The organism is Streptomyces sp. NRRL WC-3605 (assembly GCF_001509795.1).
In the GTDB taxonomy this organism is placed as follows: Bacteria; Actinomycetota; Actinomycetes; order Streptomycetales; family Streptomycetaceae; genus Streptomyces; species Streptomyces viridochromogenes.
This window is the reverse complement of the sequence record NZ_LLZN01000076.1, coordinates 1-20,859: the sequence shown is the minus strand read 5'-3', so window position 1 is coordinate 20,859 and position 20,859 is coordinate 1. Positions and strand designations below refer to the sequence as shown.

Sequence of the window (20,859 nt, the reverse complement as noted above, 5' to 3'; positions counted from 1 at the left end):
GCGTGCGACGCGGAGCCGGAGCCGCGGAGGTGTTGGCGTCGGTGGGCGTGCGTCACCAGGCGCTGGCCCCTCCGTCGACGGGGTGGTTGGCCGTCGCGGTGTGGTGCCCGCTGACGCCGTTCGTGGCGTCGGGTGATGTCCGCATGTCGTCCGGAGGGTGGGGGAGCCGCCGACTGTCGATTTTCCTTGACGCTGCAAGTATAGCGCGAAGCGGTTGCATTCTCAAACGATTCCCGGCTGCGTCTCCGGCGAGGTGGGGCATTTCGTTCGGGCGGGCGGCGTGCCGCCTTCGAGTCCGTTCGCGGCGCGAATTTCCGCCGGCTCATGCAAAAGCGGACGCACCCGTCAAGGCGTGCGTCCGCGGCCGGGTGCGTTCGAGCATCCCGGAGGAGCATCATGGCAGGGCCATGACAGATAGAACGAGGGTCACTGTGAGGCGGCCAGGGTGATGGCGGCCGCCACCGCTACGAGAGTGAAGAGGATGGGTGCCGTCGCGGCACCGCGGGCCTCGCTGTCCGCGTAGTCCCCCCACTTCGCGTGGTAGCCGACCGCGCCGATCATCAGGGCGGCCATACCGATGGCGGCGGCGATGCCGAGAGGCTGCCACCAGATGCCCACGACGAGGCCGACCGCCGCGGCCACCTCGGCCAGCCCGATGAAGCGGACCAGACCGGAGCTGAGGCCCTTGGCCACGAGCCCTTCCGGCACGCTGCCCTTGAGCTGTGCCTTCGGCGCGCCCGCGGCAAGAGAGAAGAGAGCGAGGAGAACGCTGAGGATGACAGCGGCGATGTACACGATGATCCTTGTCGGGGAAGAGGTGGGAAAAGGGAGAGGCACCTTGGCCGGGCCGGTCGGAGCCTGCTGACGGAACGCGTCGGAGGCCGGAACATGTCGGCAGGGCGTCGGGGCCACGTGTGGCCGCCTGGACCGCCGGCAGCCCGGAGGGTCGAACGTGAAATGGGGGCGTGGCGTTGCCGCCCCAACGAGGACGCGACGATACGCGCCGGACGCAAGGGGTCCGAGGTGAGTGGGGTGCGGGTCGGGTGCCGTACCGCGTCACCACGAAGGGCGGTCGGCGGCACCCGGCGCACGGTGTGCTCACGAGCCGGGGTGCATCGCAGACCGCAGACCGCAGACCGCAGACGGCCGACGCCGCCTGCCGACCGCCTCGCCTCACACCGCGGGAGGGCCGTACGGCGAGACGGCCCTCCCGGCCCCCGATGCGAGCAAGGAACGGTCCCGAGTGCCCGCGCTTCGCGCGCGCGGACAAGAGGGGTCCGTTACGCGGCGCGCAGCGGCGCCAGCGCCTGGCTCCAGGCCACGACCTGGTCCAGGGTCGCGTTCAGGGCCTCGACCTGGAACTCGCCCGGCTTGAGGACGCTGAAGTTCTCGAAGTCGTGGAACAGCGACAGGCCGACCTGGGCGCGGACGTCGGCCATCTGCAGTTCGCCCGCGATCAGGCGAAGGTGCTCGACCGCGCGGGCGCCGCCCATGGCGCCGTAGCTGACGAACCCGGCCGCCTTGTTGTTCCACTCGGCGTACAGGTAGTCGATCGCGTTCTTCAGCACGCCGGACGTCGAGTGGTTGTACTCCGGCGTCACGAAGATGAAGCCGTCGAAGCCGGCGATCTTGCGCGCCCACTCCTGGGTGTGCGGCTGGGAGTACTGGCCCATCGAGGGCGGAAGCTGCTCGTCCAGGTGCGGAAGCTTGTAGTCGAGGAGGTCGATCAGCTCGAACTCCGCGTCAGTGCGCTTCGACGCGATGTCGAGCACCCAGCGCGCCACGGCCTCGCCGTTGCGGCCGGGGCGGGTGCTGCCGAGGATGATTCCGATCTTGGTCATGCTGAACCCTTCACTAAGGCCACCTCGAGAAATCCGAGATGTAGTTGCTGAAGCAAGTAAACACCTCAACAAGTTGCTTCGTCAAGCAAAGCTTGAAATGGCATCCGTCGACCCCGAGTCGTGCCGGGGTGTGGCTGGGTCGGCGCGCGGGACCCCCGCGGGGCGGCGGGGGCGCCGGGTCCGCGCGACAGATACGGACGGGGTGAGGGGCCCGGGGGGTCGAGGCCTCTACGTCGAAGAGGTCCGGCGGGCGGAGTCGCTGAAGGGGTCCGGCGGCGGGAAGGAGCTGCTGAAGGGGGCCTACGAGGGACCTGCCCAGCGGGAGGGAATCGCTGAAGAGCGCCTACGCGGAACCTGCCCAGCGGGAAGGCGGGCACCGTCCGGCAGGGAGGGCGGAGGCGCGCCACGACGCCAGGGCGTCTTGGTCCCAGAGCCTCACCGGGAGGCGCCTCGTCGCTGTCGGCGTCGCAGAATCGGGCCCGGGCGCGGCCGCAGCGCCGGTGCTCGCACGGCCGTCCGACCGTAGGGGCACACCGACGGCTTCGTCGTGCCCGGTGACGGAGGAAGTGTCAGGCGTCGGTGGAAGTCTTGTCCGAGGCGCGGTCCGTCAGCTGCTCGGTCACGGTCTCCAGCAGGTCGTCGGAGAAGTCCTTGTCGGCCACGGCCCGGGACATGAGTACGGCACCGACCAGCGCGCTGAGCGTGAGCATGGCCTCCGCCCGTGCGTTCTCGGAGTCGTCGTCCAGACCCGCGATCAGGTCGAGGTAGGTGCGGACCTGATGCTCGTACGCCTGCTTGATCTGCTGGTCGCCACGTCCTGCGGCGGCGCCCAGGGTGACCAGGGCGCAGCCGGTAGCCGGTCCGTCCCGGTGCTGCTTCGCGAGGTAGGCGTCGATGAGGCCCGCGCGCGGATCCTCCGTGTTCTTGCGGGCGGACCGTTCCATCTTCACGGTCCCCTCCGACAGGGCGAAGGCCGCGGCCTGTGCGATGAGGTCGTCCCGGGAGCTGAAGTGCTTGTAGAAGCCGCCGTGCGTCAGGCCGGCCTCCTGCATGAGCTCCGCCACGCCGGGGCGACTTACGCCGTCGGTGCGGATCCGGCGCGACGCGATCCTCAGCACCCGTTCGCGGGTCGCCGCCTTATCCGCCTGCGAGTGGCCCATGACGACCCTGCCTTTCGTGGGGCGGCGCAGTGCGGACACTGCATGACTGGATGACGCTCATCATACACCCGCACCCAGGCAGACGGCCTGAACGCGACCCTCGCTTGACATTCAGGATGACGGCCATAATCCTCAATCGGGATGACGAGCGTCATCCAGATTGGAGTGGACCCGATGTCCCGGAGCTATGACCCACGGCACACGGCCGTGCTGCTGGTCGACCCGTTCAACGACTTCCTGTCCGAGGGAGGCAAGATCTGGCCACGCCTCAAGCCCGTGGCGGAGCAGGTGAATCTGCTCGACCATCTGCGCTCCGTCGTCGGTGCCGCCCGCGCCGCCGGCGCGCAGGTGATCTTCGTCCCGCATCGCCGCTGGGAGGAGGGTGACTACGAGACCTGGGCCCACCCCAACCCCACCCAGCTCGGCATCATGGAGCGGCACAGCTTCGCCCGCGGCACCTGGGGCGGCGAGTTCCACCCCGACCTCCAGCCGCAGCCCGGCGAGATCGTCGTCGCCGAGCACTGGGCGCAGAGCGGATTCGCCAACACGGACCTGGACTTCCGCCTCAAACAGCACGGCATCACCCACGTGGTGCTCGTCGGCCTGCTGGCGAACACCTGCATCGAGTCCACCGGCCGCTTCGCCATGGAGCTCGGCTACCACGTGACGCTCGTACGCGACGCCACCGCGGCCTTCCTGCCGGAGATGGTCCACGCCGCGCACGAACTCAACGGGCCCACCTACGCCCACGCCATCACCACCACCGACGAACTCGTCGCCTCGTTCGAGGGAGCACACGCATGACGCTGACCGGAGACCTCCTGATAGGCGGAGGCCGGGTACCGGCCACCGCGGGCACCATGAAGGCGTTCAACCCCGCCACCGGAGAGTTCATCGAGCCCGAGTTCGCCTTCGGTGGGCCGGCCGAGGTCGACCGAGCCCTGCGGCTGGCCGACGAGGCGTACGACAGCTACAGCCGTACCGGGCTCGAGGAGCGGGCGCTGTTCCTCGAACTCATCGCCGACAAGCTGGAGGCGGTCAAGGACGAGCTGGCCGCGCGGACCTCCCTGGAGACCGGCCTGCCCGCGGCGCAGTTCGAGGGCGAGGCCGTGCGCACCGCCGGAGTGTTCCGCAAGTTCGCCGCCGTCGTGCGCCAGGGCCGCTTCCTCCAGGCGGCCATCGACCCCGCTCAGCCGGACCGGCAGCCCACCCCGCGTATGGACCACCGGTTGCAGAAGGTGGCCCTCGGCCCCGTGGCGATCTTCGGCGCCAGCAACTTCCCGATCTCCTACTCCGTGGCGGGCGGTGACACCGCGTCAGCCCTGGCGGCCGGCTGCCCGGTCGTCCTCAAGGCCCACAACGCGCACCCCGGGGCCTCCGAGATCGAGGGCCGCATCATCCAGGAGGCGGTCGCCGAATCGGGTCTGCACCCGGGCGTGTTCGCCCTGGTACGCGGCCCCGGCAACGAGATCGGTGAAGCCCTCGTGGACCATCCGCTGGTCAAGGCCGTCACCTTCACCGGCTCCGAGGCCGGCGGGATGGCCCTGTACCGCCGCGCCCAGCAGCGCCCGGACCCCATCCCGGTCTTCACCGAGATGACCAGCGTCAATCCGACCTTCGTCCTGCCCGCCGCCCTGGCCGCCCGCGGCGCCGAGATCGGCACCGGCCTGGTGCAGCGCGGCATGTACAACGTCGGGCAGGCCTGCCTCAAGCCCGCCGTCCTCCTCGCCGTCGAGGGGCCCGGATACGCCGAGCTGCGCGAGGCGGCCGTCACCGAGGTGGCGAAGTGGGACGCACGCCCCATGCTCACGCCCGGTATCCACGACGCCTACACCCGCAACGCGCAGCGCCATCAGGACAACGGCGCCGTCCGGCTCGGCGAGGGAACCGCCCCCGAGGACGGGGCGTACGGACAGGCCCTGCTGCTCGAGGTCACCGGTGAGCAGCTGCTGGCCGAACCCACCCTGCGCGAGGAGGTCTTCGGCCCCACGCTCCTGCTCGTCAAGCTCTCCAGCTCGGAGCAACTGCTGGAAGCGGCACGCGCCTTCCGCGGCCAGCTCTCGGCCACTCTGCACGCCGACGCCGCCGACCGCACGACCGCCGAAGCGCTCCTGCCGGTCCTGGAGCGCCGTACCGGACGGATCGTCTTCAACGCCTTCTCCATCCCTCAGGAGGTGTCGTACGCCACCACCCACGGCGGCCCCTTCCCCGCCACCTCCGACAGCCGCTTCACCTCGGTCGGCATGGGCGCGATCGAGCGCTTCATCCGTCCGGTCACCTACCAGAACTTCCCCGACGAGCTGCTGCCGCAGGCCCTGCGCGATGGGAACCCCCTCGGCCTCTGGCGTCTCGTCGACGGCGAGCTCGCCCGGTAGCGAACCCGTGGACCGTCCGCCCACCGGACGGTCCCCGGAACCCCTTTCCGCCCGAAGAGGAGTACTCATGCCCCCCACAGACCCGGCCGCAGAACACGCCGACAGCAGGGCCCGCGACGCGGTCCGCATGAAGCTGCTCGGCGCCTGGCAACTCGTCGCGTACACCGCCACCAGCGCCGACGGGGAGGTCGTGCACCCCCTTGGCAACTCGCCGTACGGCCTGATCCTCTACACCCCCGAGGGATACATGTCCGCCCAACTGGGCAGCGGCGACCGGCCGCACCTGGGCGCGGCACGTCTGGAGGACGCGGCGGCCGACGAGCTGGCCCGGGCGGCGACGGGGTACGTCGCCTACGGCGGCCCGTTCGAGGTGGTCGATCCGCACACCGTGGAGCACCACGTCACCACCAGCCTCTTCCCGAACTGGATAGGGCGGAAGCAGGTGCGCAGCGTCGAGTTCGCCGGCTCGTTCCTGCGACTCGGCCTCACCACACCCACCCGGATGTGGGGTGCCGAGCGTACGGCGGAACTCACCTGGCACAGGCTGGTCTGACCGGAGAAGCCTGAGCGCAGGACTCCTCCCGGTCCGTCCCACGGCCCCGGCCGTGGGACGGACCGGCCGCCCAGTCGACTATTTCCACCAATTGCGATGTCAAGTAAATGCGGGTTTCTTACCTCTTGCGATGTGTCGCGGTGTGGCCGGTGGCGGGGGAGGGGGTGGCGGCCGGACTGGACGCGAGCGGTGGGTATGGATGGCTGCAATTAACATCCCCTTGACTTGGCAATCAGGTTCGCCTTGGATGACGGCGCGTCACTCGATGGATAGATAGTTTCAGGAACAAGTAAGTACTGACGATTATTTACACGCCCGTCGCACGGCCTGCACCGAGCAGGTCGATCCGCGCTGAGGGAGCCACTTTGCCCAACCTTCCCGTCCCGAGACCGGGCCCGGCCGCGTTCGTCGCGGCCATGGCGCTGAGCCTCGGGGTCCTGCCGGTCACCGGAGCGCTTCCCGCGCTCCCGGCCGCCGCTCGCCCCGCCACCGCGCCGGGAGCCGGCGACACCGGCGGCACGCACACCGTCACACTGATCACCGGCGACGAGGTCTCGGTCGCCGGCTCGGAGCGGCGGACCACCGTCCGGTCCGTCAAGCCCTCGGGCCGGCGGACGGCCGGGACCGCCGGCTATCACACGGTGGTCACGCAGGGGGAGACATACGTGTTCCCCGCGTCCGTTCTGCCCTACATCTCCTCAGGCCGGCTGGACAAGCAGTTGTTCAACGTGACGCGGCTGATCGCGGACGGCTACGACGACGAGCACACCGACCGCCTTCCGCTGATCGTGCGTTACACAGGCGATGCGGCCAAGGCGCGCGACCGGGTCAAGCTGGCCGGCTCCACCACCGAGCGACGGCTGGACAGCATCAGAAGCGCGGCCGTCACGGAGAGGCGGGCGCAGGCTTCGGCGTTCTGGACCGCCCTCACCCATGGCCCCGGCGCCACGCCCGCCTCCTCTAAACCGGCCTTCTCCGGCGGCGTCGCGAAGGTGTGGCTCGACGGCCGGGTGACCGCGGACCTGGCCGACTCGACCGCCCAGATCGGCGCTCCGCGGGTATGGGCGCAGGGCAACACCGGCAAGGGCGTGAAGGTCGCGGTCCTCGACAGCGGCGCGGACCTCGAGCACCCCGATCTCGCCGGGCAGGTGGACGGCACCGCCACGTTCGTCCCCACCGACGAGGACGTGACCGACACGGTCGGCCACGGTACGCACGTCGCCTCGACGGTCGCCGGCACCGGCGCCGCCTCCGACGGCCGGGAGCGGGGTGTCGCTCCCGGTGCGCGCCTGTCGATCGGCAAGGTCCTCAACCCCCGCGGACAGGGGCAGCAGTCCTGGATCATCGCCGGCATGGAGTGGGCCGCGCGTGAGGAGCGCGCCAAGGTCATCAGCATGAGCCTCGGCGGCCAGGGCGACGGCACCGACCCCCTGAGCCAGGCGGTCGACGACCTCAGCGCCGAGACCGGCGCCCTGTTCGTGGTGGCCGCCGGCAACTCCGGTCCCGGCGCGCACTCCGTCGGCAGTCCCGGCGCCGCGGACGCCGCGCTGACCGTGGGCGCGGTCGACTCCTCGGACCGCCTCGCCGACTTCTCCAGCCGGGGCCCCCGTTCGGGCGACGACGGCCTGAAGCCCGAGGTCACCGCCCCGGGTGTCGACATCCTGGCCGCCCGCTCCAAGGACAGTTCGGAGGGCACGGGCCCCTACACGACGATGAGCGGCACGTCGATGGCCACTCCGCACGTCGCCGGAGCCGCGGCCCTGCTGGCCGCCGCCCACCCGGACTGGACCGGCGGGCAGTTGAAGGAGGCGCTCGTCAGCAGTGCCCGGGCCACCGGTACCTACACCCCGTACGAGGCGGGCGCGGGGCGTGTCGACGCGGACGCGGCGGTGCGCGCGAGCGTCTTCGCCACGGCGAGTGCCTTCGGCGGCTTCCACTCCTGGCCCACCGCTCCCGGCGCGACCGACGTGCGGACGGTGACGTACACCAACACCGGTGACACCGAGGTCCGCCTGGACCTGGCCGTCGACGCCCGTGTCGCGGCCGACGCGTTCTCCGTGTCCGAGCGTCGGGTCACCGTGCCCGCGCACGGCACCCGGTCGGTCGAACTCACCACCAACATCGGCCGCATACCCGCCGACCGGCCGGTCAGCGGCATGCTCGTCGCGACCGACGGCAAGGGTGACGTCCGGGCCCGGACGCTGATCGGTGCCTCACGGGAGGGGGAGCGCCACGATCTGACGATCGTCGCTAAGGAACGGTCCGGTGAGCCGATCGCCGGTGCCTCCGTGCTCCTGTCCACGAAGAACCTGTGGTCGTCCGCGACACTCGACGACTCCGGCAGAGCCACCCTGCGCGTCCCCGCGGGCGAATACAGCGGATGGCTCTTCTCCACCGTCACCGGGGCCAACGGTTCGCATGCCCGAGGGCTGGCCCTGCTCAGCTTCCAGAACACCAGGGTGGACCAGGACCGCACCGTCACGCTGGACGGACGCGGTCTGCGGCAGGTGCGGGCGGAAGTACCCCAGACCGCCGCCCGCCTGGTGTCGCGGCTGGACGTGGCTCAGGAGTACGGCGACAGCTCCGTGTCGACCGTGCTGATGCCCGACGACACCTACGACAGCATCTGGGCGCTGCCGTCGGCTCGTCAGGACGGTGCGGGTTTCACCTTCGGTGCCCGCTTCCGCCTGGAACAGCCGGCGCTGACCCTGGCCTCGGGATCTCGTGTCTTCGACGAGATCATGACCAGACGCGGCGTCACACCGCTGCCGGCCGGCACGCATCGGCTCAAGGCCGTCTACGGCGGCGGAGGTTCGGCGGGCGAACTCGCCGCGGCTGGGGTGCGCGGCAGGGCCGTGGTGGTCCGCCGCAGCGACGACCTCACCCCCCTGGAGCAGGCGTCCGCCGCAGCGGAGGCGGGCGCACGGCTGGTGGTGATCGTCCACGACGGCGTCGGGCGGCTGCTCCCCACCCCCGACGGGGTCGTCGACCCCGGCCCCGCCCCGCTCTCGATGGCCACGCTCGATGCCGACCAGGGGGCCGGACTCCTCGCCGCGGTGCGGCGCGGCGGCGAGACCCTGACCGTGACCTCGAATCCCACCACCGACTACCTCTACGACGTGGTGCGGCACTGGAGCGGCGGCGTGCCGGCCGATCCCACGTGGCGGGAGCGGAGGCACGACCTCGTCCCCGTCGATGTCTCGTTCCGCAACTACCGCCCGGGGAGCGCGTACGAGTTCCGCTCGGACGAGCAGGGGTTCTCCGGCGTCTGGGTGCCGCTGCCGGCGCCCGCCCAGGGCAGGCGGACGGACTGGCTCAGCGCCGACATCCCGTGGCAGGACTACGCGGGCATCTTCGGCGAGATGAGCCAGCGGTTGCAGGAGTTCACCACCTACCGCCGGGGCACCACCGGACAGGTGTCGTGGTTCGGGCCCGTCCAGCGGCCCCGGATGGGACCGCTCGGCTCCATGCCCGTCCGCTACGGCGACACCATGTGGCTGCCGGTGCCGGGATGGGGCGACTCGGGTTCCGGGCACATCGGTGACTCCCATGGCAACCTCGGCGTGAAGAACCTGATGACCCTGTACCAGGGGGATCGTGAACTCGACCAGGGCAACATCGAGAAGCTGCTGCCGTCGGGGCTGGCCCCGCAGCGGCTGCCGTACCGGCTCGTCGTCGACAACGATCGGGGGAAGTGGGCCAGTCCGTACTCGCGGCACACCCTGACCGAGTGGAACTTCACCTCGCAGGAGACCGGCGCGGAGACGACACTGCCGCTGATCCAGCTGGACTACGGCGTGCGCACCGATCCGGCGGGCCGCGCCGACCGCAACGGACACCTCACCGTGACCGCCTCGCACCTCAGCGGCGTGACCGGCACCGTCAAAAAGCCGTCCGTCGAGCTCTCGTACGACGACGGTGCGACCTGGCGGCGTGCCGCTCTGGACCGCCACGGCGACGGGTGGCGGACGACGCTGCGGGCGCCGAAGCGGGCGACGTTCGTCACGGTGCGGGTCGCCGCCCGGGACGACGACGGCAACAGCGTCTCCCAGACGCTCGTCCGCGCCTTCGGGCTGCGCTGACGCAGCGCGTGTGAAGGCAGGGGCGGGACCACGGCTCGTGGTCCCGCCCCTGCCGCCATGAGTCGCGCGCGCCGCCACCCCGGCGGACAGCACGACCGCGCGTCGGTCCCCGTCGGTCGTGGAACTCGCGGGGCCCGTCCGGGGCTCCGCAGTCAGGCTGTGGGCCGGGCGGTGGCGTCCGCGACCGGGACGCCGAGGTCGACGTCGTCGATCGGGGCCTCCACTCCGTGCTCGTCCACGAAGGCGACCCGCAGGGCCTGTCCGCTCGTACGGCTGCCCCGGCGCACCAACGGGCCGTCGGGGTGCGGACAGTGCTGGTCACCCCACTGCTGCAGCGCGCCGAAGAGCACGACGAGTTCCCGCCCGGCCGGGGTCAGGTGGTAGGCCATCCGGGACCGGGCTCCCGCCTCGCGGTAGGGACGCTTCTCCAGCACACCGCCCTCCACCAGGACGCCGAGGCGCTGGGTGAGGACGTCGCTCGCCACGTGCAGCCGGTCCTTGAACTCCGAGAAGCGGGTCTCGCCGTTGAGTGCCTCGCGCAGGATCAGCAGGTTCCACCGGTCGCCGACGATCTCCAGGGCGCGGCCGATGGAACAACGAGTCTCTCCTGCGTCCGTCTCACGGCTTCTCCTCGGCATGCGACCAGTGTACCTCTGGGACGTGTTTTCCAATTCAGATGCTAGATTTGAAATCAGGTTTCAGCTGGTGGCCTCGGGAGGCCGCCCGGCTCGACACCGGCCGGCATCCGCCAGGGCCTCCCGTCGTCAGTCACCCCTGTCCGCGTGGGGCCCCGTCAGGTCCTGACCCGCGCGCCCGTCGCGGACAGCGCCGAGGGACGCCGCGGCCACCCACCCCTCCATCACCGACCCGCGTGCCACCGGCCCGCGCCACACCCGGAGACCCTCATGAGCACCCACGAACAGTTCGCCGTCGACGAGATCAGCCCTTCCTACTGGCGGGTGACCTTCTCCAACGGCGAGATCAACCTGATCGACCCCGACACCATCGAGCAGCTGGCCGCGCTGATCACCCGCATCGAGGAGGCGCCCGACCTGACGGCCGTCGTCTTCCGCAGCGCCAACCCGGACTTCTTCATGGCGCACTGGGACATGCGGGCCGACCGGTCCCGCGTCGCCGCCATGAAGCCCGCGCCTTCGGGACTCCACCCCTTCGCGGACAACCTGTACCGGCTCGCCAAGGTCCCCGCCGCCACCATCGCCGAGATCAACGGCCGTGCCCGCGGCGCCGGAAGTGAGTTCGCCCTCGCGACGGACATCCGTTTCGCCGGACCGGGCGCGATCCTGGGGCAGTTCGAGGTGGGCGTCGGATCGGTGCCGGGCGGCAATCCCACCGGCCGGCTCCCGCGCCTCCTGGGCCGTGGACGCGCCCTGGAGGTCCTGCTGGGCGGCGACGACTTCCCCGCCGATCTCGCGGAGGCGTACGGCTACGTGAACCGCGTCGTGGCCGACGACGAACTGGAGCGGTTCGTCGACGGCTTCGCCAGGCGCGTCGCGAGCTTCGACAAGGTCGCCGTCGCCCGGACCAAGGCGTTGGTGGACGTCGAGTCGCTGCCGACGGCCGAGTCGTACGGTGCCAGCCTCCAGGCCTTCTTCCAGACCTCCGGACGCCCCGAGAACGCCCACAGGGTCCGCTCGCTGTTCGAGCGCGGCCTCCAGCGCCCCGACGGCGTGGAGCTCGACCTCGGCCGTCGCCTGGCCGACTGAACCGCGATCCCGTCGCTGCTGTACGACGCCTGCCGAACCGTCCGTCGTGCGGCGTGCCCGGCGCCGTCCCCGCGAGCGGGACGGGGCCGGGCAGGCAGGGCGTCAAGTGCCGTGCCTTGAGTCTCATTTCAGGGTGGTGTACGTTCCTCGAAACTTGACGTGAGAAGTACTTGCTACTTTTATTCCCCATTTCTGATTGCCTTCTGGGCTTCACTATGCAGTGGGTGAAGGGTGTTCCAAGGGATGCTGAGACCTCGCATGACGGCGGCAATATCAACGGGATTGGCGGTGATCGCCGGAGTGACACCAGCGGCCTTCGCGGCGCAGACGGCCAAGCCCGGAGAGGCCGTCCCGGCCGCCGGCCGATCGGGACCACGCACGGCGACCGTACGGCTGATCACCGGGGATCGTGTCACCCTGACGTCCTTCCCCGACGGCCGGCACGCCGTGGCGGTGCAGCCGGCGCACGGGCGTGAGCACGTCCCCTTCCAGACATTCGAGGGCGACGACAAGTCGGTGAGCGTGGTGCCGTTCGACGCCGAGCAGTTGGTGACGGCCGGTGTCCTGGACCGGCGGCTGTTCGACGTTTCTGCTCTCGTCTCGGACGGCTTCGACGAGGCCCACAGCTCCGGCCTTCCCCTGATCGTCTCCTCCGAGCCGGTACCGCCGCGTGACGGAGCCCGGGTCGGCGCGCAGGCGGCGAAGACCGCCGCGGCGACCGCCGACCGGTTGGTCGCGCTGAACAGGTCGACCACGCCGTCCCGTGACCTGACGAGCATCGACGCGAGGTCGGCCCTGGTGGCCGGCAAAGACCTGGGCACCTTCTGGAAGACCCTCAATGTGGGCGGCGAACCGGACGCCGCCCGCGCCGCGGTCACCCCTCGCATCCTCCTGGACGGCAAGGTGAAGGCCGCGCTGGACCGCAGCACGGCACAGATCAACGCCCCGACGGCGTGGAAGTCCGGCTACGAAGGCCAGGGCGTCAAGGTGGCCGTGCTGGACACGGGCGCCGACGCGCACCACCCCGATCTGGCCGGACGGATCGCGGTGGCCGAGGACTTCTCCGGCAGCGGCAACACGGACGACCACTTCGGGCATGGCACCCACGTCGCGTCCATCGTGGGCGGCAGCGGCGCCGCGTCCGGTGGCACCCGGAGGGGCGTCGCACCGAAGGCGGACCTGCTGATCGGGAAGGTGCTCGACGACGACGGCTACGGCTCGGAGTCCGGCATCATCGACGGCATGGAATGGGCCGCAGGCGCCCACGCCAAGGTCGTCAACATGAGTCTGGGAGCGGACGGTCAGGCGGACGGCACCGACCCCATGAGCCAGGCGCTCAACGCCCTGACGGCCTCCACGGGCACGCTCTTCGTCGTCGCGGCGGGCAACACCGGCCCGGCCCCGTCGACGCTCGGCACCCCGGGAGCGGCCGACGCGGCGCTGACCGTCGGGGCCGTCGACCGGGACGATTCCCTCGCGTCCTTCTCCAGTCGCGGACCGCGCTACGGCGACGGGGCCGTCAAACCCGACGTGACCGCACCGGGCGTCGGCATCGTCGCCGCCCGCGCGCAGGGCACCACCCTGGGCGACCCCGTCGACAGCCACTACGTCTCCCTGTCGGGGACCTCCATGGCCACCCCGCATGTGGCCGGCGCCGCCGCGCTGTTGGTCCAGCAGCACCCGGACTGGTCCCCGCAGCAGCTGAAGGACGCGCTGACCAGCACCGCCTCCACGGTGACCGGCACCGGAGCGACCGAGCAGGGAGGCGGCCGCGTCGACGTGGCCGCGGCCACGGGACCGATCACCGCCACCGGCTCCCTCGCCCTCGCCCCGATGTCCGTGGGCGGCGACCGGGAACAGCGCCAGGCCACCGTCCGCTACACGAACACCGGGGACCGCCCCGTCACCCTGTCGCTCGACCTGACCATGGCCACCGTCGACGGGCGCGCCCTCGCCGACGGCGTGGTCGGTGCCGGTGCGACCGAAGTCCGGATCGCTCCGGGCGCCACGACCGACGTGCCCTTGCACACCGATCCGGCGGGGGCGACGCGGGGCCGCTACTACGGCTACCTGACCGCCACGTCGGCCGACGGCACCGTCGTCGCGCACACGACCCTCTCCCTCCAGGTGCACGCCCCCGTGCACAAGCTGAAGGTGGTCTACCGCGACCGTGCCGGCCAGGTCGTCCCGGGCTGGCTGGGGACCATCTTCGGGGCGGACGGCTTCGTGGAGTACAGCGACCGTGAGGCCGGAGTCGCCCTCGTGGAGGAGGGGACGTACTACGTGAGCAGCCAGTTCACCGACTACGCGGCGGACGGCGCCTCCGAGATCGGCAACGTCGTCGCCCCCGAGGTGAAGGTGACCGACGACACCACGGTGACGCTGAACGCGGCCGAGGTCACCGAGGTGCAGCTGCGCACGCCGAGGCCGGCCGAGCGCCAGGGCGTCCTGTGCCCGACGTACCACCGCAGGATCGACGGCAAGGACCTCTTCCAGACCGTCGCGGTCTTCGGGGGAGACCGTTTCTACACCAACGCCACCGCCGCGGTCACCGACGGGGCCTTCGAGTTCACCGTACGCACCCAGTTGGTCGCCCCGCAGCTCCGGGCGAAGGCATCCGGCGGCACGGCAGGATTCCGGCCGTACTACGAGGAACTCTCACCCGTCTTCGATGACCGGCATGAACGGTTCACCGCCGTGGCGGCCGGCACGGCCCAGGCACCGGACTTCCGCGGCACGCGAGGGCAGTTGGCCGTACTGCGGGACGACGGTTCCAGCGGCTACGACAACGCGGTCCTCGCCCGGGCCGCCGAGGCCGCCGGAGCCGAGGCCGTGCTGCTCGTGCTGCCCGACCGGTTCCCCGTGTGGACCCAGTGGCGGCCGACCGGCGAGCGGATGGCACTGCCCTTCGTGCGGGCCTCCTCGACCGACGGCGCCGCCCTGTTCGCGCGCATGGCGCAGCGCAGGACGACGGTGACCTTCACCGGCACGATGCGCAGCCCGTACCTGTACGACGTGATGGGCGTGTGGAAGAACGCGATTCCCCAGAACCCCCGTTACACCGCGTCGGAGCGCAACACGGCGGTTGTCCGTGCCACCTATCACCGCACCGGCGCCTCGGAGTGGGCGAGTGAGCAGCGTTTCGCGTGGCGGCCCTACCAGACCACCGCATGGGGGCAGTGGAACCGCTTCGTACCGGTGGGACAGGAGCGCGTCGAGTACGTGAGCGCCGAGGCCGGCACGCAGTGGCAGCACGCCGTGCAGTACAGGGTCGTCGAGACCACCGACCAGCCGCTGCAGGGCGGCATGCACGACGACCCGCACACGTATCGGCCCCGTCAGCGCACCTCGGAGCAGTGGTTCGGGGCGGTGGTACGTCCCTCCATCCCCCGCGGCGGGCACCAGCCGTCGGTGCGCAGGGGCAACGCCCTGTCGATCTACGTACCGGAGTTCAACGACGGCACCAGCCACTGGTCGTTCGCCGAACGCGGCGGTTTCGGCGACACCTCGGCGGACACGGCCACAGCGGTCCTCTACCGCGACGGAAAGCAGCTGGCACGGTCGGAGGACGGCGCCTGGGGTGACTTCGAGGTCCCCGCGAGTGAGGCCGCCTACCGGCTTGACCTGACGACGAGACGCGTCTCGGAGCAATGGCAGTTCGCCACCGGAACCGACACGTCGTGGACGTTCCGTTCGGGCTCCTCGGCAGAGACGGCTCGCCTCCCGCTGCTCCAGCTCGACTACGACGTGCCGGTCGACGCGCAGAACACGGTCGGCCGGTCCCGGACGCACAATGTCGGGCTGAGCGTCCGTATGCAGGACGGCATGGCCACCCCGCGTGGCGTCGTGCTGAAGGTGGAGGCGTCCTACGACGACGGTCGCACCTGGAGCACGGCGCGGACCGCGCGGCAGGGGGGAGACAGCCGGTTCACCGCCGTGGTGGAACGCCCGGCCCGTCTGCACCGGGACGCCTTCGTCACACTCAGGGTCACCGCGACCGACGCACAGGGCAACGGCGTGCGGCAGACCGTGTCCCGCGCCTACCTCCACCGCGGCACCGAGTGAGCCGTCCGGCCGCAGTCGTGAAGTGAGTCGATCGAGGACGAGGGGTGCCGGAAGCAGTGGGCTTCCGGCACCCCTCTTTCGTGTCGTATCGCGAGCCTCTTGAAGAAGAGGCCGTCTGAGCTGGTTCTTTGTTGGAAGACGGTCGGTCGTCTATTCTCTGGATAGAGGGGCCGGTGAGTCAGTCGAAAACGGGTCGCCACTCGCCACTGTGAGCGATCCGAGCGGGCGCCCTCGTCATTTCCGCGTCGGGGCCGGTCGGCCCGACGCCCCCGCACAGAGGGAGAGACCAGATGATGCGTGTCGAGATGTGGACCGATGTCGCGTGCCCGTGGTGCTACGTCGGCAGGGAGCACTTCGCCAAGGGGCTCGCCGCGTTCCAGCACCGTGACCAGGTGGAGGTCGTCCACCGGTCCTTCGAGCTCAACCCCCGGGCCGAGAACGGCACGGTACCGATCATCGACGCGGTCGCCGCGCAGTACGGCCGGACCCGGGAGCAGCAGGTCGCGCGGGAGGAGCAGGCCGCTGCCATGGCGAACGCCGTGGGGCTGGAGTTCCGCATCGGCGGACGTGTCTTCGGAAACACCTTCGACGTGCACCGCCTCGCGCACTTCGCCGCCACCCGGGGCCTGCAGGGCACCTTCCTGGACCTCGCCTTCCGCGTCAACTTCGCGCAGGAGGCCTCCATCTACGACCGCGAGACCCTGGTGCGTGTGGCGGTCGAGGCGGGGCTGGTGGAGGCGGAGGTGCGGAAGGTGCTCGACGACCCCGACGCCTTCGCCGACGAGGTCCGCGCCGACGAGCGACTCGCCACGGAACTGGGCGCCGGCGGCGTGCCCTTCTTCGTGCTGGAGCGGCGCTACGGCGTCAGCGGTGTCCAGTCGCCCGAGATGTTCACGCAGGCACTGGAGCAGGCGTGGGCGGACAGGTCCGCCGCCTGACAACCGGCCGACGGGGTGCGGCCGCTCCCCACGAGAGGGGGCGGCCGCACCCCGTCGGCCTGGAGCCAGGGGATCGAACCCGGTTCTCCGCGACGCCCTGCGAAGGGCTCAGTTGCCGGTCGTGGAGCGGGCGGCCTGCTCGATGATCCGGGTCACCGCGTCGGGGCGCGAGACCGTCACGGCGTGGGAGGCCTTGATCTCAGTGACGTGGGAGTGCGCCCGCTCGGCCATGAACCGCTGTGCGGCGGCCGGGATGTTGAGGTCCTGGGTGGTGACCAGGGTCCAGGAGGGGATGGACTTCCAGGCGGTGTGCGTGGCCTGTTCCTCCAGGGCGGAGGCAGCCACGGGGCGCTGGGTCGCCGCCATCAGGTCGGTGACACGAGTGGGGACGTCCGCGGCGAACTGGTCGTGGAACTTATCGGCCTTGATGTAGAGGTCGTTGCCGGTGCCGCCGCCGGGGAGCGTGAAGGGCACGGGGTTCAAGGTCGGGCCCAGCGTGCCGCCCGGGTACTTGTTGGACAGTTCCAGGGCGCTCTCGCCCTTGTCGGGGGCGAAGGCGGCGATGTAGACCAGGGCCTTCACGTTGGGCTCGTTCTCGGCGGCCTCGGTGAGCACCGCGCCGCCGTAGGAGTGGCCGGCCAGCACGACGGGGCCCTGCACACTCTTGAGGAAGCTCTTGAGGTAGTCCGCGTCGCTCTTGAGGCCGCGCAGCGGGTTGGCCGGGGCCACCACGGGATAGCCGTCCTTCTTCAGGCGCTTGATGACGCCGTTCCAGCTGGAGGAATCGGCGAAGGCCCCGTGCACCAGGACGACCGTCGGCTTCTTCTCCGAGGCGTGCCGCGCGGTCGTCGAGTCCGCGGAGGCGGTCACGGAGAGGGCGAGCGCGGCGGCTCCCGTCACGGCGCCCACGACGGCGACGCGCTTGCGAGTGGGGCGGAAGGCGGACGAGACGTTCATGAGGAACTCCCTCGAAAAGCAAGGCGGTAGACCGGGAGGCCCCCGGTCTGTCCCGCCTCGGTGGCGGCGACAGGAAGAAAGCTAGCGCACGATTGCCTCGTGCACAAGTTAAGTGGAGGCGAGTGTATAGTGTTCCCTGAAAGGTAGGGCAATGTCCGAATTGCCGGCAGCCGGGAGGCCGCCCGCCGACCTGGAAGACGAGGAGTGAGACATGAGCGCCGAGGCGAACGCGTCCGAGCCGACCGACGTCCCGCCCATGCTGGACAAGCACCTGTGCTTCACGCTGTACGCGGCCTCCCGCGCACTCACCGGCGCCTACCGGCCGCTGCTCGATCCGCTGGGACTGACCTATCCGCAGTACCTGGTCCTGGTCGCTCTCGGCGAGCACCACACGGTGTCCGTCAAGGACCTGGTAGCAGTGCTGCAGTTGGACTACGGCACCGTGACTCCGCTGATCAAGCGCCTGGAGGCGAACGGTCTGCTGAAGCGGGAGCGCCGGGCCGACGACGAGCGGGTCGTCCAGGTCGCGCTCACCGAGGAGGGGCTGGCGGTGCACCGGCGTCTCTCCAGCGTTCCGCCCGCGATCGGGGACGCCGTGGGGCTCGCGCCTGAGGAGATCGCCACCCTCCAGACCCTCGTGCGGAAGCTGACGGCCAACGTCAATCGCCACAATGCGGGCGCGACTCGGCAGCGGACGGATTGATCCGACGGTGCGATCGCGGCGGCGGGGGCGGAGGCGGGGACGGTGAGGCCGGCCTTCTGCGGCGAGTGGTCTCTCGCTCCGAGCCCTCTCCGACCTGCCTCAGGAGTGGCGTACGCGAGTGCTCTCGGCGGTGTGGCGAGATGAGCTGACGGCTGCCCCGCCGGGCAGCCGGACCATCAAGGCCGGACCATCAAGGGTGTCGTCCCATCACCCGGCCGGCTCGCGCAGTCGGTGCGGATGCGCCGGGTAGACCCCCAGGATGCGCACCTCGGACGTGAAGAAGCGCAGCTCCTGCAGGGCGAGCGCGACGCGCGGTTCGTCGGGGTGGCCCTCGATCTCGGTGTAGAAACAACTCGGGCTGAGGCCCGCACCCATCTGGTAGCTCTCGATCTTGGTGAGGTTCACCCCGCCGCTGGCGAAACCGCCGAGCGCCTTGTAGAGGGCGCTGGGAATGTTGCGCACGGCGAAGAAGAGGCTCGTCATCGTCGGCTCGTCCGACACCGGGGGAATGGCCGCCTCCCGGGACAGCACGACGAAGCGGGTCGTGTTGTCGGGATCGTCCTCGACTCCCTCGCGCAGCACGTCCAGGCCGTACTGCCGCGCCGCCGCGGGCGGGGCCAGCGCCGCGTGCCGGGGGTCGCCCAGCTCGGCCACCTCACGGGCGGCTCCCGCGGTGTCGTCGCTGACGAGCGTGCGCCAGCCGCGCTCCCGCAACAGCTTTCGGCACTGACCGAGCGCGTGCACGTGGCTGCGTACGCACTCCACCTCGTCCAGAGATGTGCCGGGCACCGCCATGAGGTCGAAGTGGATCGCGAGGAAGAACTCCCCGACCACGAACAGTCCGGACTCGGGAAGCAGATGGTGGACGTCCGCGACGCGTCCGGCGGCGGAGTTGTCCACCGGAATGACCGCCAGGTCGGCGGCCCCGAGCGTCACGGAGTCCAGGGCCTGCTCGAAGTTCGTGTGCGGCAGCTCGGCGGCCCCGGGAAACAGGCGCTGTGCGGCGGTCGCCGAGTTCGAGCCGGGTTCACCCTGATAGGCGACGGTCGTTGCCATGAGTCGCTTTCGGCCGAGGGACGAGGGCAGACGCCGACGGACGGCGCCGGGCCCACGGTAGACCGCGGGGGCGGTACGAGGCTGCACTGTCCATAACGAGAGACCGCACGGCCGGTGCCGACGCGGGCAAGGGCGACCCCGACGAGGCGCCGCGTCCTGGCGGCTGCGGGCCCGGCGTGTGTACGCCGGGCCCGCGTCGAGCCGCGCCAGGCCGGCCTCGCCCGTCAGTGGCCGGCGCTCTGGCCGCCGTCGACGTGGAGGATCTCGCCGGTGACGAAGTGGGCGTTCTCCAGGTAGACGACCGCGTCGACGATGTCGCTGACCTCGCCCATCCGCCCGACCGGGTGGAGCGCGGCGAAGGCGGCGTGGTTCTCCTCGCTGTGCATCGGCGTCTTGATGATGCCGAGGGACACCGCGTTGCTGCGGATGCCCCGGGTCGCGTACTCGATGGCCAGGGCCTTGGTCGCGGACTGGAGACCGCCCTTGGTCAGCGAGGCGAGCACCGAGTTGACGGAGGAGTTGGCCTGGTCGACCAGGCTGGTGGTGATCTGTACGACGTGGCCCGCGCCCTGACGGAGCATCTGCTCGACCGAGAGCTGGGTGAGGCGGAAGAAGCCGTCCAGGTTCACGCCCCTGACCGCCGCGTAGTCCTCCGGGGTGTACTCGGTGAACGGCTTGGCGATGAAGATGCCGGCGTTGTTGACCAGCGTGTCGATGCGGCCGAAACGCTCCATCGCGGCGCTTGCCACGCGCTCTGCGGTCGACGGGTCGGCGATGTCACCCTGCACCGTGACGATGTCCGCGTCCTCGGACGGCGTGATGGTGCGGGACGTGGCGACGACGGCGTAACCGAGCTTGCGGTAGGCGTCGACCAGGCCGGCGCCGATGCCCTGCGACGCGCCGGTGATGACGGCGACCTTCTGGCCAGAGGTGGTCATGTGTTTTCTCCAAGTGGAACGAGCCGGTTCTTCAGGACTTCCGATCAAACTAGTCGACCGGTCGACAAATTCCAAAGACGCCTCAACGCCTCCCCGGGCACGGGGCGTTCTGACCGGCGATGAGAGTCCCGGCCTATCAGGTGTGAGCCAAGAGGTCGCACGCTTGCGTCTGCCCGCACGCCGAGCACCGGAGCCGTCGCGAGGACCCGGCTGGAAGGTGCAAGCCGTCGAGGTGGGCAGTGCCGCATGTCATTCGACGTTCCTTTGACACGTCCTGTCTCGGCATCTAGCGTGAAATAGGCGACCGGTCGTCTTGTGAAGGTCGTTTTCATCGCCGCACCCGTCAAACAGTCAACGGAGATCGCCGATCATGTCTACTCCCGTCAAGCTCGCTGTCGTCTTCTACTCGTCCACCGGCACCATCACGGAGATCGCCAAGGAGCTCCACGACGCCGGGGTGAAGGCGG

At 70.5% G+C, this 20,859-nt stretch carries 15 protein-coding genes; 8 read left to right on the top strand and 7 right to left on the bottom strand.

Features of this window, described 5'->3' with window-relative positions:
• Positions 1 to 426 precede the first annotated feature (426 nt).
• From ADL34_RS25420 to ADL34_RS25410, 3 genes are all read right to left on the bottom strand, one after another.
• A complete protein-coding gene (locus tag ADL34_RS25420) occupies positions 427 to 795 on the bottom strand; it encodes a DoxX family protein (protein ID WP_062672920.1) in 369 nt (122 codons plus the stop codon).
• A 485-nt stretch (positions 796 to 1,280) separates the two neighbouring features.
• A complete protein-coding gene (locus tag ADL34_RS25415) occupies positions 1,281 to 1,841 on the bottom strand; it encodes an NADPH-dependent FMN reductase (protein WP_062672918.1) in 561 nt (186 codons plus the stop codon).
• A gap of 569 nt (positions 1,842 to 2,410) precedes the next feature.
• Positions 2,411 to 3,040, bottom strand: a complete 630-nt coding sequence (locus tag ADL34_RS25410) for a TetR/AcrR family transcriptional regulator (RefSeq protein WP_159038977.1) — start codon at positions 3,038 to 3,040, stop codon at positions 2,411 to 2,413.
• A 135-nt stretch (positions 3,041 to 3,175) separates the two neighbouring features.
• Here ADL34_RS25410 and ADL34_RS25405 point away from each other — a divergent pair, with 135 nt between their 5' ends.
• From ADL34_RS25405 to ADL34_RS25390, 4 genes are all read left to right on the top strand, one after another.
• A complete protein-coding gene (locus tag ADL34_RS25405; RefSeq protein ID WP_062672966.1) occupies positions 3,176 to 3,805 on the top strand; it encodes a cysteine hydrolase in 630 nt (209 codons plus the stop codon).
• Positions 3,802 to 5,376: an aldehyde dehydrogenase (NADP(+)) gene (locus tag ADL34_RS25400; RefSeq protein ID WP_062672915.1), complete on the top strand. Its 1,575-nt coding sequence runs from the start codon at positions 3,802 to 3,804 to the stop codon at positions 5,374 to 5,376. Before ADL34_RS25405 ends, ADL34_RS25400 begins: the two co-directional genes overlap by 4 nt.
• Before the next feature lie 67 nt (positions 5,377 to 5,443).
• Complete coding sequence (locus ADL34_RS25395) at positions 5,444 to 5,929, top strand: lipocalin-like domain-containing protein (protein WP_062672910.1); 486 nt, start codon at positions 5,444 to 5,446, stop codon at positions 5,927 to 5,929.
• A gap of 365 nt (positions 5,930 to 6,294) precedes the next feature.
• Positions 6,295 to 10,011: a S8 family serine peptidase gene (locus ADL34_RS25390; RefSeq protein ID WP_199835632.1), complete on the top strand. Its 3,717-nt coding sequence runs from the start codon at positions 6,295 to 6,297 to the stop codon at positions 10,009 to 10,011.
• Between the two features lie 152 nt (positions 10,012 to 10,163).
• Here ADL34_RS25390 and ADL34_RS25385 read toward each other — a convergent pair whose 3' ends face one another.
• Positions 10,164 to 10,649, bottom strand: a complete 486-nt coding sequence (locus ADL34_RS25385; protein ID WP_062672908.1) for a winged helix-turn-helix transcriptional regulator — start codon at positions 10,647 to 10,649, stop codon at positions 10,164 to 10,166.
• A 267-nt stretch (positions 10,650 to 10,916) separates the two neighbouring features.
• On the opposite strand from ADL34_RS25385, the gene ADL34_RS25380 reads away from it, so the two are divergent.
• From ADL34_RS25380 to ADL34_RS25370, 3 genes are all read left to right on the top strand, one after another.
• Positions 10,917 to 11,735 carry an enoyl-CoA hydratase/isomerase family protein gene (locus tag ADL34_RS25380; protein WP_062672906.1) on the top strand — a complete coding sequence of 273 codons (819 nt, stop codon included), beginning with the start codon at positions 10,917 to 10,919 and terminating at the stop codon, positions 11,733 to 11,735.
• Between the two features lie 300 nt (positions 11,736 to 12,035).
• The gene (locus ADL34_RS25375; protein WP_324610586.1) at positions 12,036 to 15,800 is read left to right on the top strand and encodes a S8 family peptidase; all 3,765 of its coding nucleotides are present in this window, start codon (positions 12,036 to 12,038) and stop codon (positions 15,798 to 15,800) included.
• A gap of 293 nt (positions 15,801 to 16,093) precedes the next feature.
• On the top strand, positions 16,094 to 16,738 hold the full coding sequence (locus tag ADL34_RS25370; protein ID WP_062672961.1) for a DsbA family oxidoreductase: 645 nt from the start codon (positions 16,094 to 16,096) through the stop codon (positions 16,736 to 16,738).
• A 108-nt stretch (positions 16,739 to 16,846) separates the two neighbouring features.
• Here ADL34_RS25370 and ADL34_RS25365 read toward each other — a convergent pair whose 3' ends face one another.
• On the bottom strand, positions 16,847 to 17,695 hold the full coding sequence (locus tag ADL34_RS25365; RefSeq protein WP_062672904.1) for an alpha/beta fold hydrolase: 849 nt from the start codon (positions 17,693 to 17,695) through the stop codon (positions 16,847 to 16,849).
• A gap of 211 nt (positions 17,696 to 17,906) precedes the next feature.
• On the opposite strand from ADL34_RS25365, the gene ADL34_RS25360 reads away from it, so the two are divergent.
• Positions 17,907 to 18,398 carry a MarR family winged helix-turn-helix transcriptional regulator gene (locus tag ADL34_RS25360; protein ID WP_062672902.1) on the top strand — a complete coding sequence of 164 codons (492 nt, stop codon included), beginning with the start codon at positions 17,907 to 17,909 and terminating at the stop codon, positions 18,396 to 18,398.
• A 207-nt stretch (positions 18,399 to 18,605) separates the two neighbouring features.
• Here the strand turns inward: ADL34_RS25360 and ADL34_RS25355 are convergent, their stop codons facing one another.
• Both ADL34_RS25355 and ADL34_RS25350 read right to left on the bottom strand, forming a co-directional pair.
• The gene (locus tag ADL34_RS25355; protein ID WP_062672893.1) at positions 18,606 to 19,454 is read right to left on the bottom strand and encodes a prephenate dehydratase; all 849 of its coding nucleotides are present in this window, start codon (positions 19,452 to 19,454) and stop codon (positions 18,606 to 18,608) included.
• A 224-nt stretch (positions 19,455 to 19,678) separates the two neighbouring features.
• Positions 19,679 to 20,392 (bottom strand): SDR family NAD(P)-dependent oxidoreductase, encoded by a 714-nt coding sequence (locus ADL34_RS25350; protein ID WP_062672891.1) that lies wholly within the window; start codon positions 20,390 to 20,392, stop codon positions 19,679 to 19,681.
• Positions 20,393 to 20,859: the final 467 nt, after the last annotated feature.

Bases quoted from the DNA above. Each gene is read 5' to 3' on its own strand.
- ADL34_RS25415 (WP_062672918.1), bottom strand. From the start codon at position 1,841: ATGACCAAGATCGGAATCATCCTCGGCAGCACCCGCCCCGGCCGCAAC.
- ADL34_RS25405 (WP_062672966.1), top strand. From the start codon at position 3,176: ATGTCCCGGAGCTATGACCCACGGCACACGGCCGTGCTGCTGGTCGAC.
- ADL34_RS25400 (WP_062672915.1), top strand. From the start codon at position 3,802: ATGACGCTGACCGGAGACCTCCTGATAGGCGGAGGCCGGGTACCGGCC.
- ADL34_RS25395 (WP_062672910.1), top strand. From the start codon at position 5,444: ATGCCCCCCACAGACCCGGCCGCAGAACACGCCGACAGCAGGGCCCGC.
- ADL34_RS25385 (WP_062672908.1), bottom strand. From the start codon at position 10,649: ATGCCGAGGAGAAGCCGTGAGACGGACGCAGGAGAGACTCGTTGTTCC.
- ADL34_RS25380 (WP_062672906.1), top strand. From the start codon at position 10,917: ATGAGCACCCACGAACAGTTCGCCGTCGACGAGATCAGCCCTTCCTAC.
- ADL34_RS25370 (WP_062672961.1), top strand. From the start codon at position 16,094: ATGCGTGTCGAGATGTGGACCGATGTCGCGTGCCCGTGGTGCTACGTC.
- ADL34_RS25365 (WP_062672904.1), bottom strand. From the start codon at position 17,695: ATGAACGTCTCGTCCGCCTTCCGCCCCACTCGCAAGCGCGTCGCCGTC.
- ADL34_RS25360 (WP_062672902.1), top strand. From the start codon at position 17,907: ATGAGCGCCGAGGCGAACGCGTCCGAGCCGACCGACGTCCCGCCCATG.
- ADL34_RS25355 (WP_062672893.1), bottom strand. From the start codon at position 19,454: ATGGCAACGACCGTCGCCTATCAGGGTGAACCCGGCTCGAACTCGGCG.
- ADL34_RS25350 (WP_062672891.1), bottom strand. From the start codon at position 20,392: ATGACCACCTCTGGCCAGAAGGTCGCCGTCATCACCGGCGCGTCGCAG.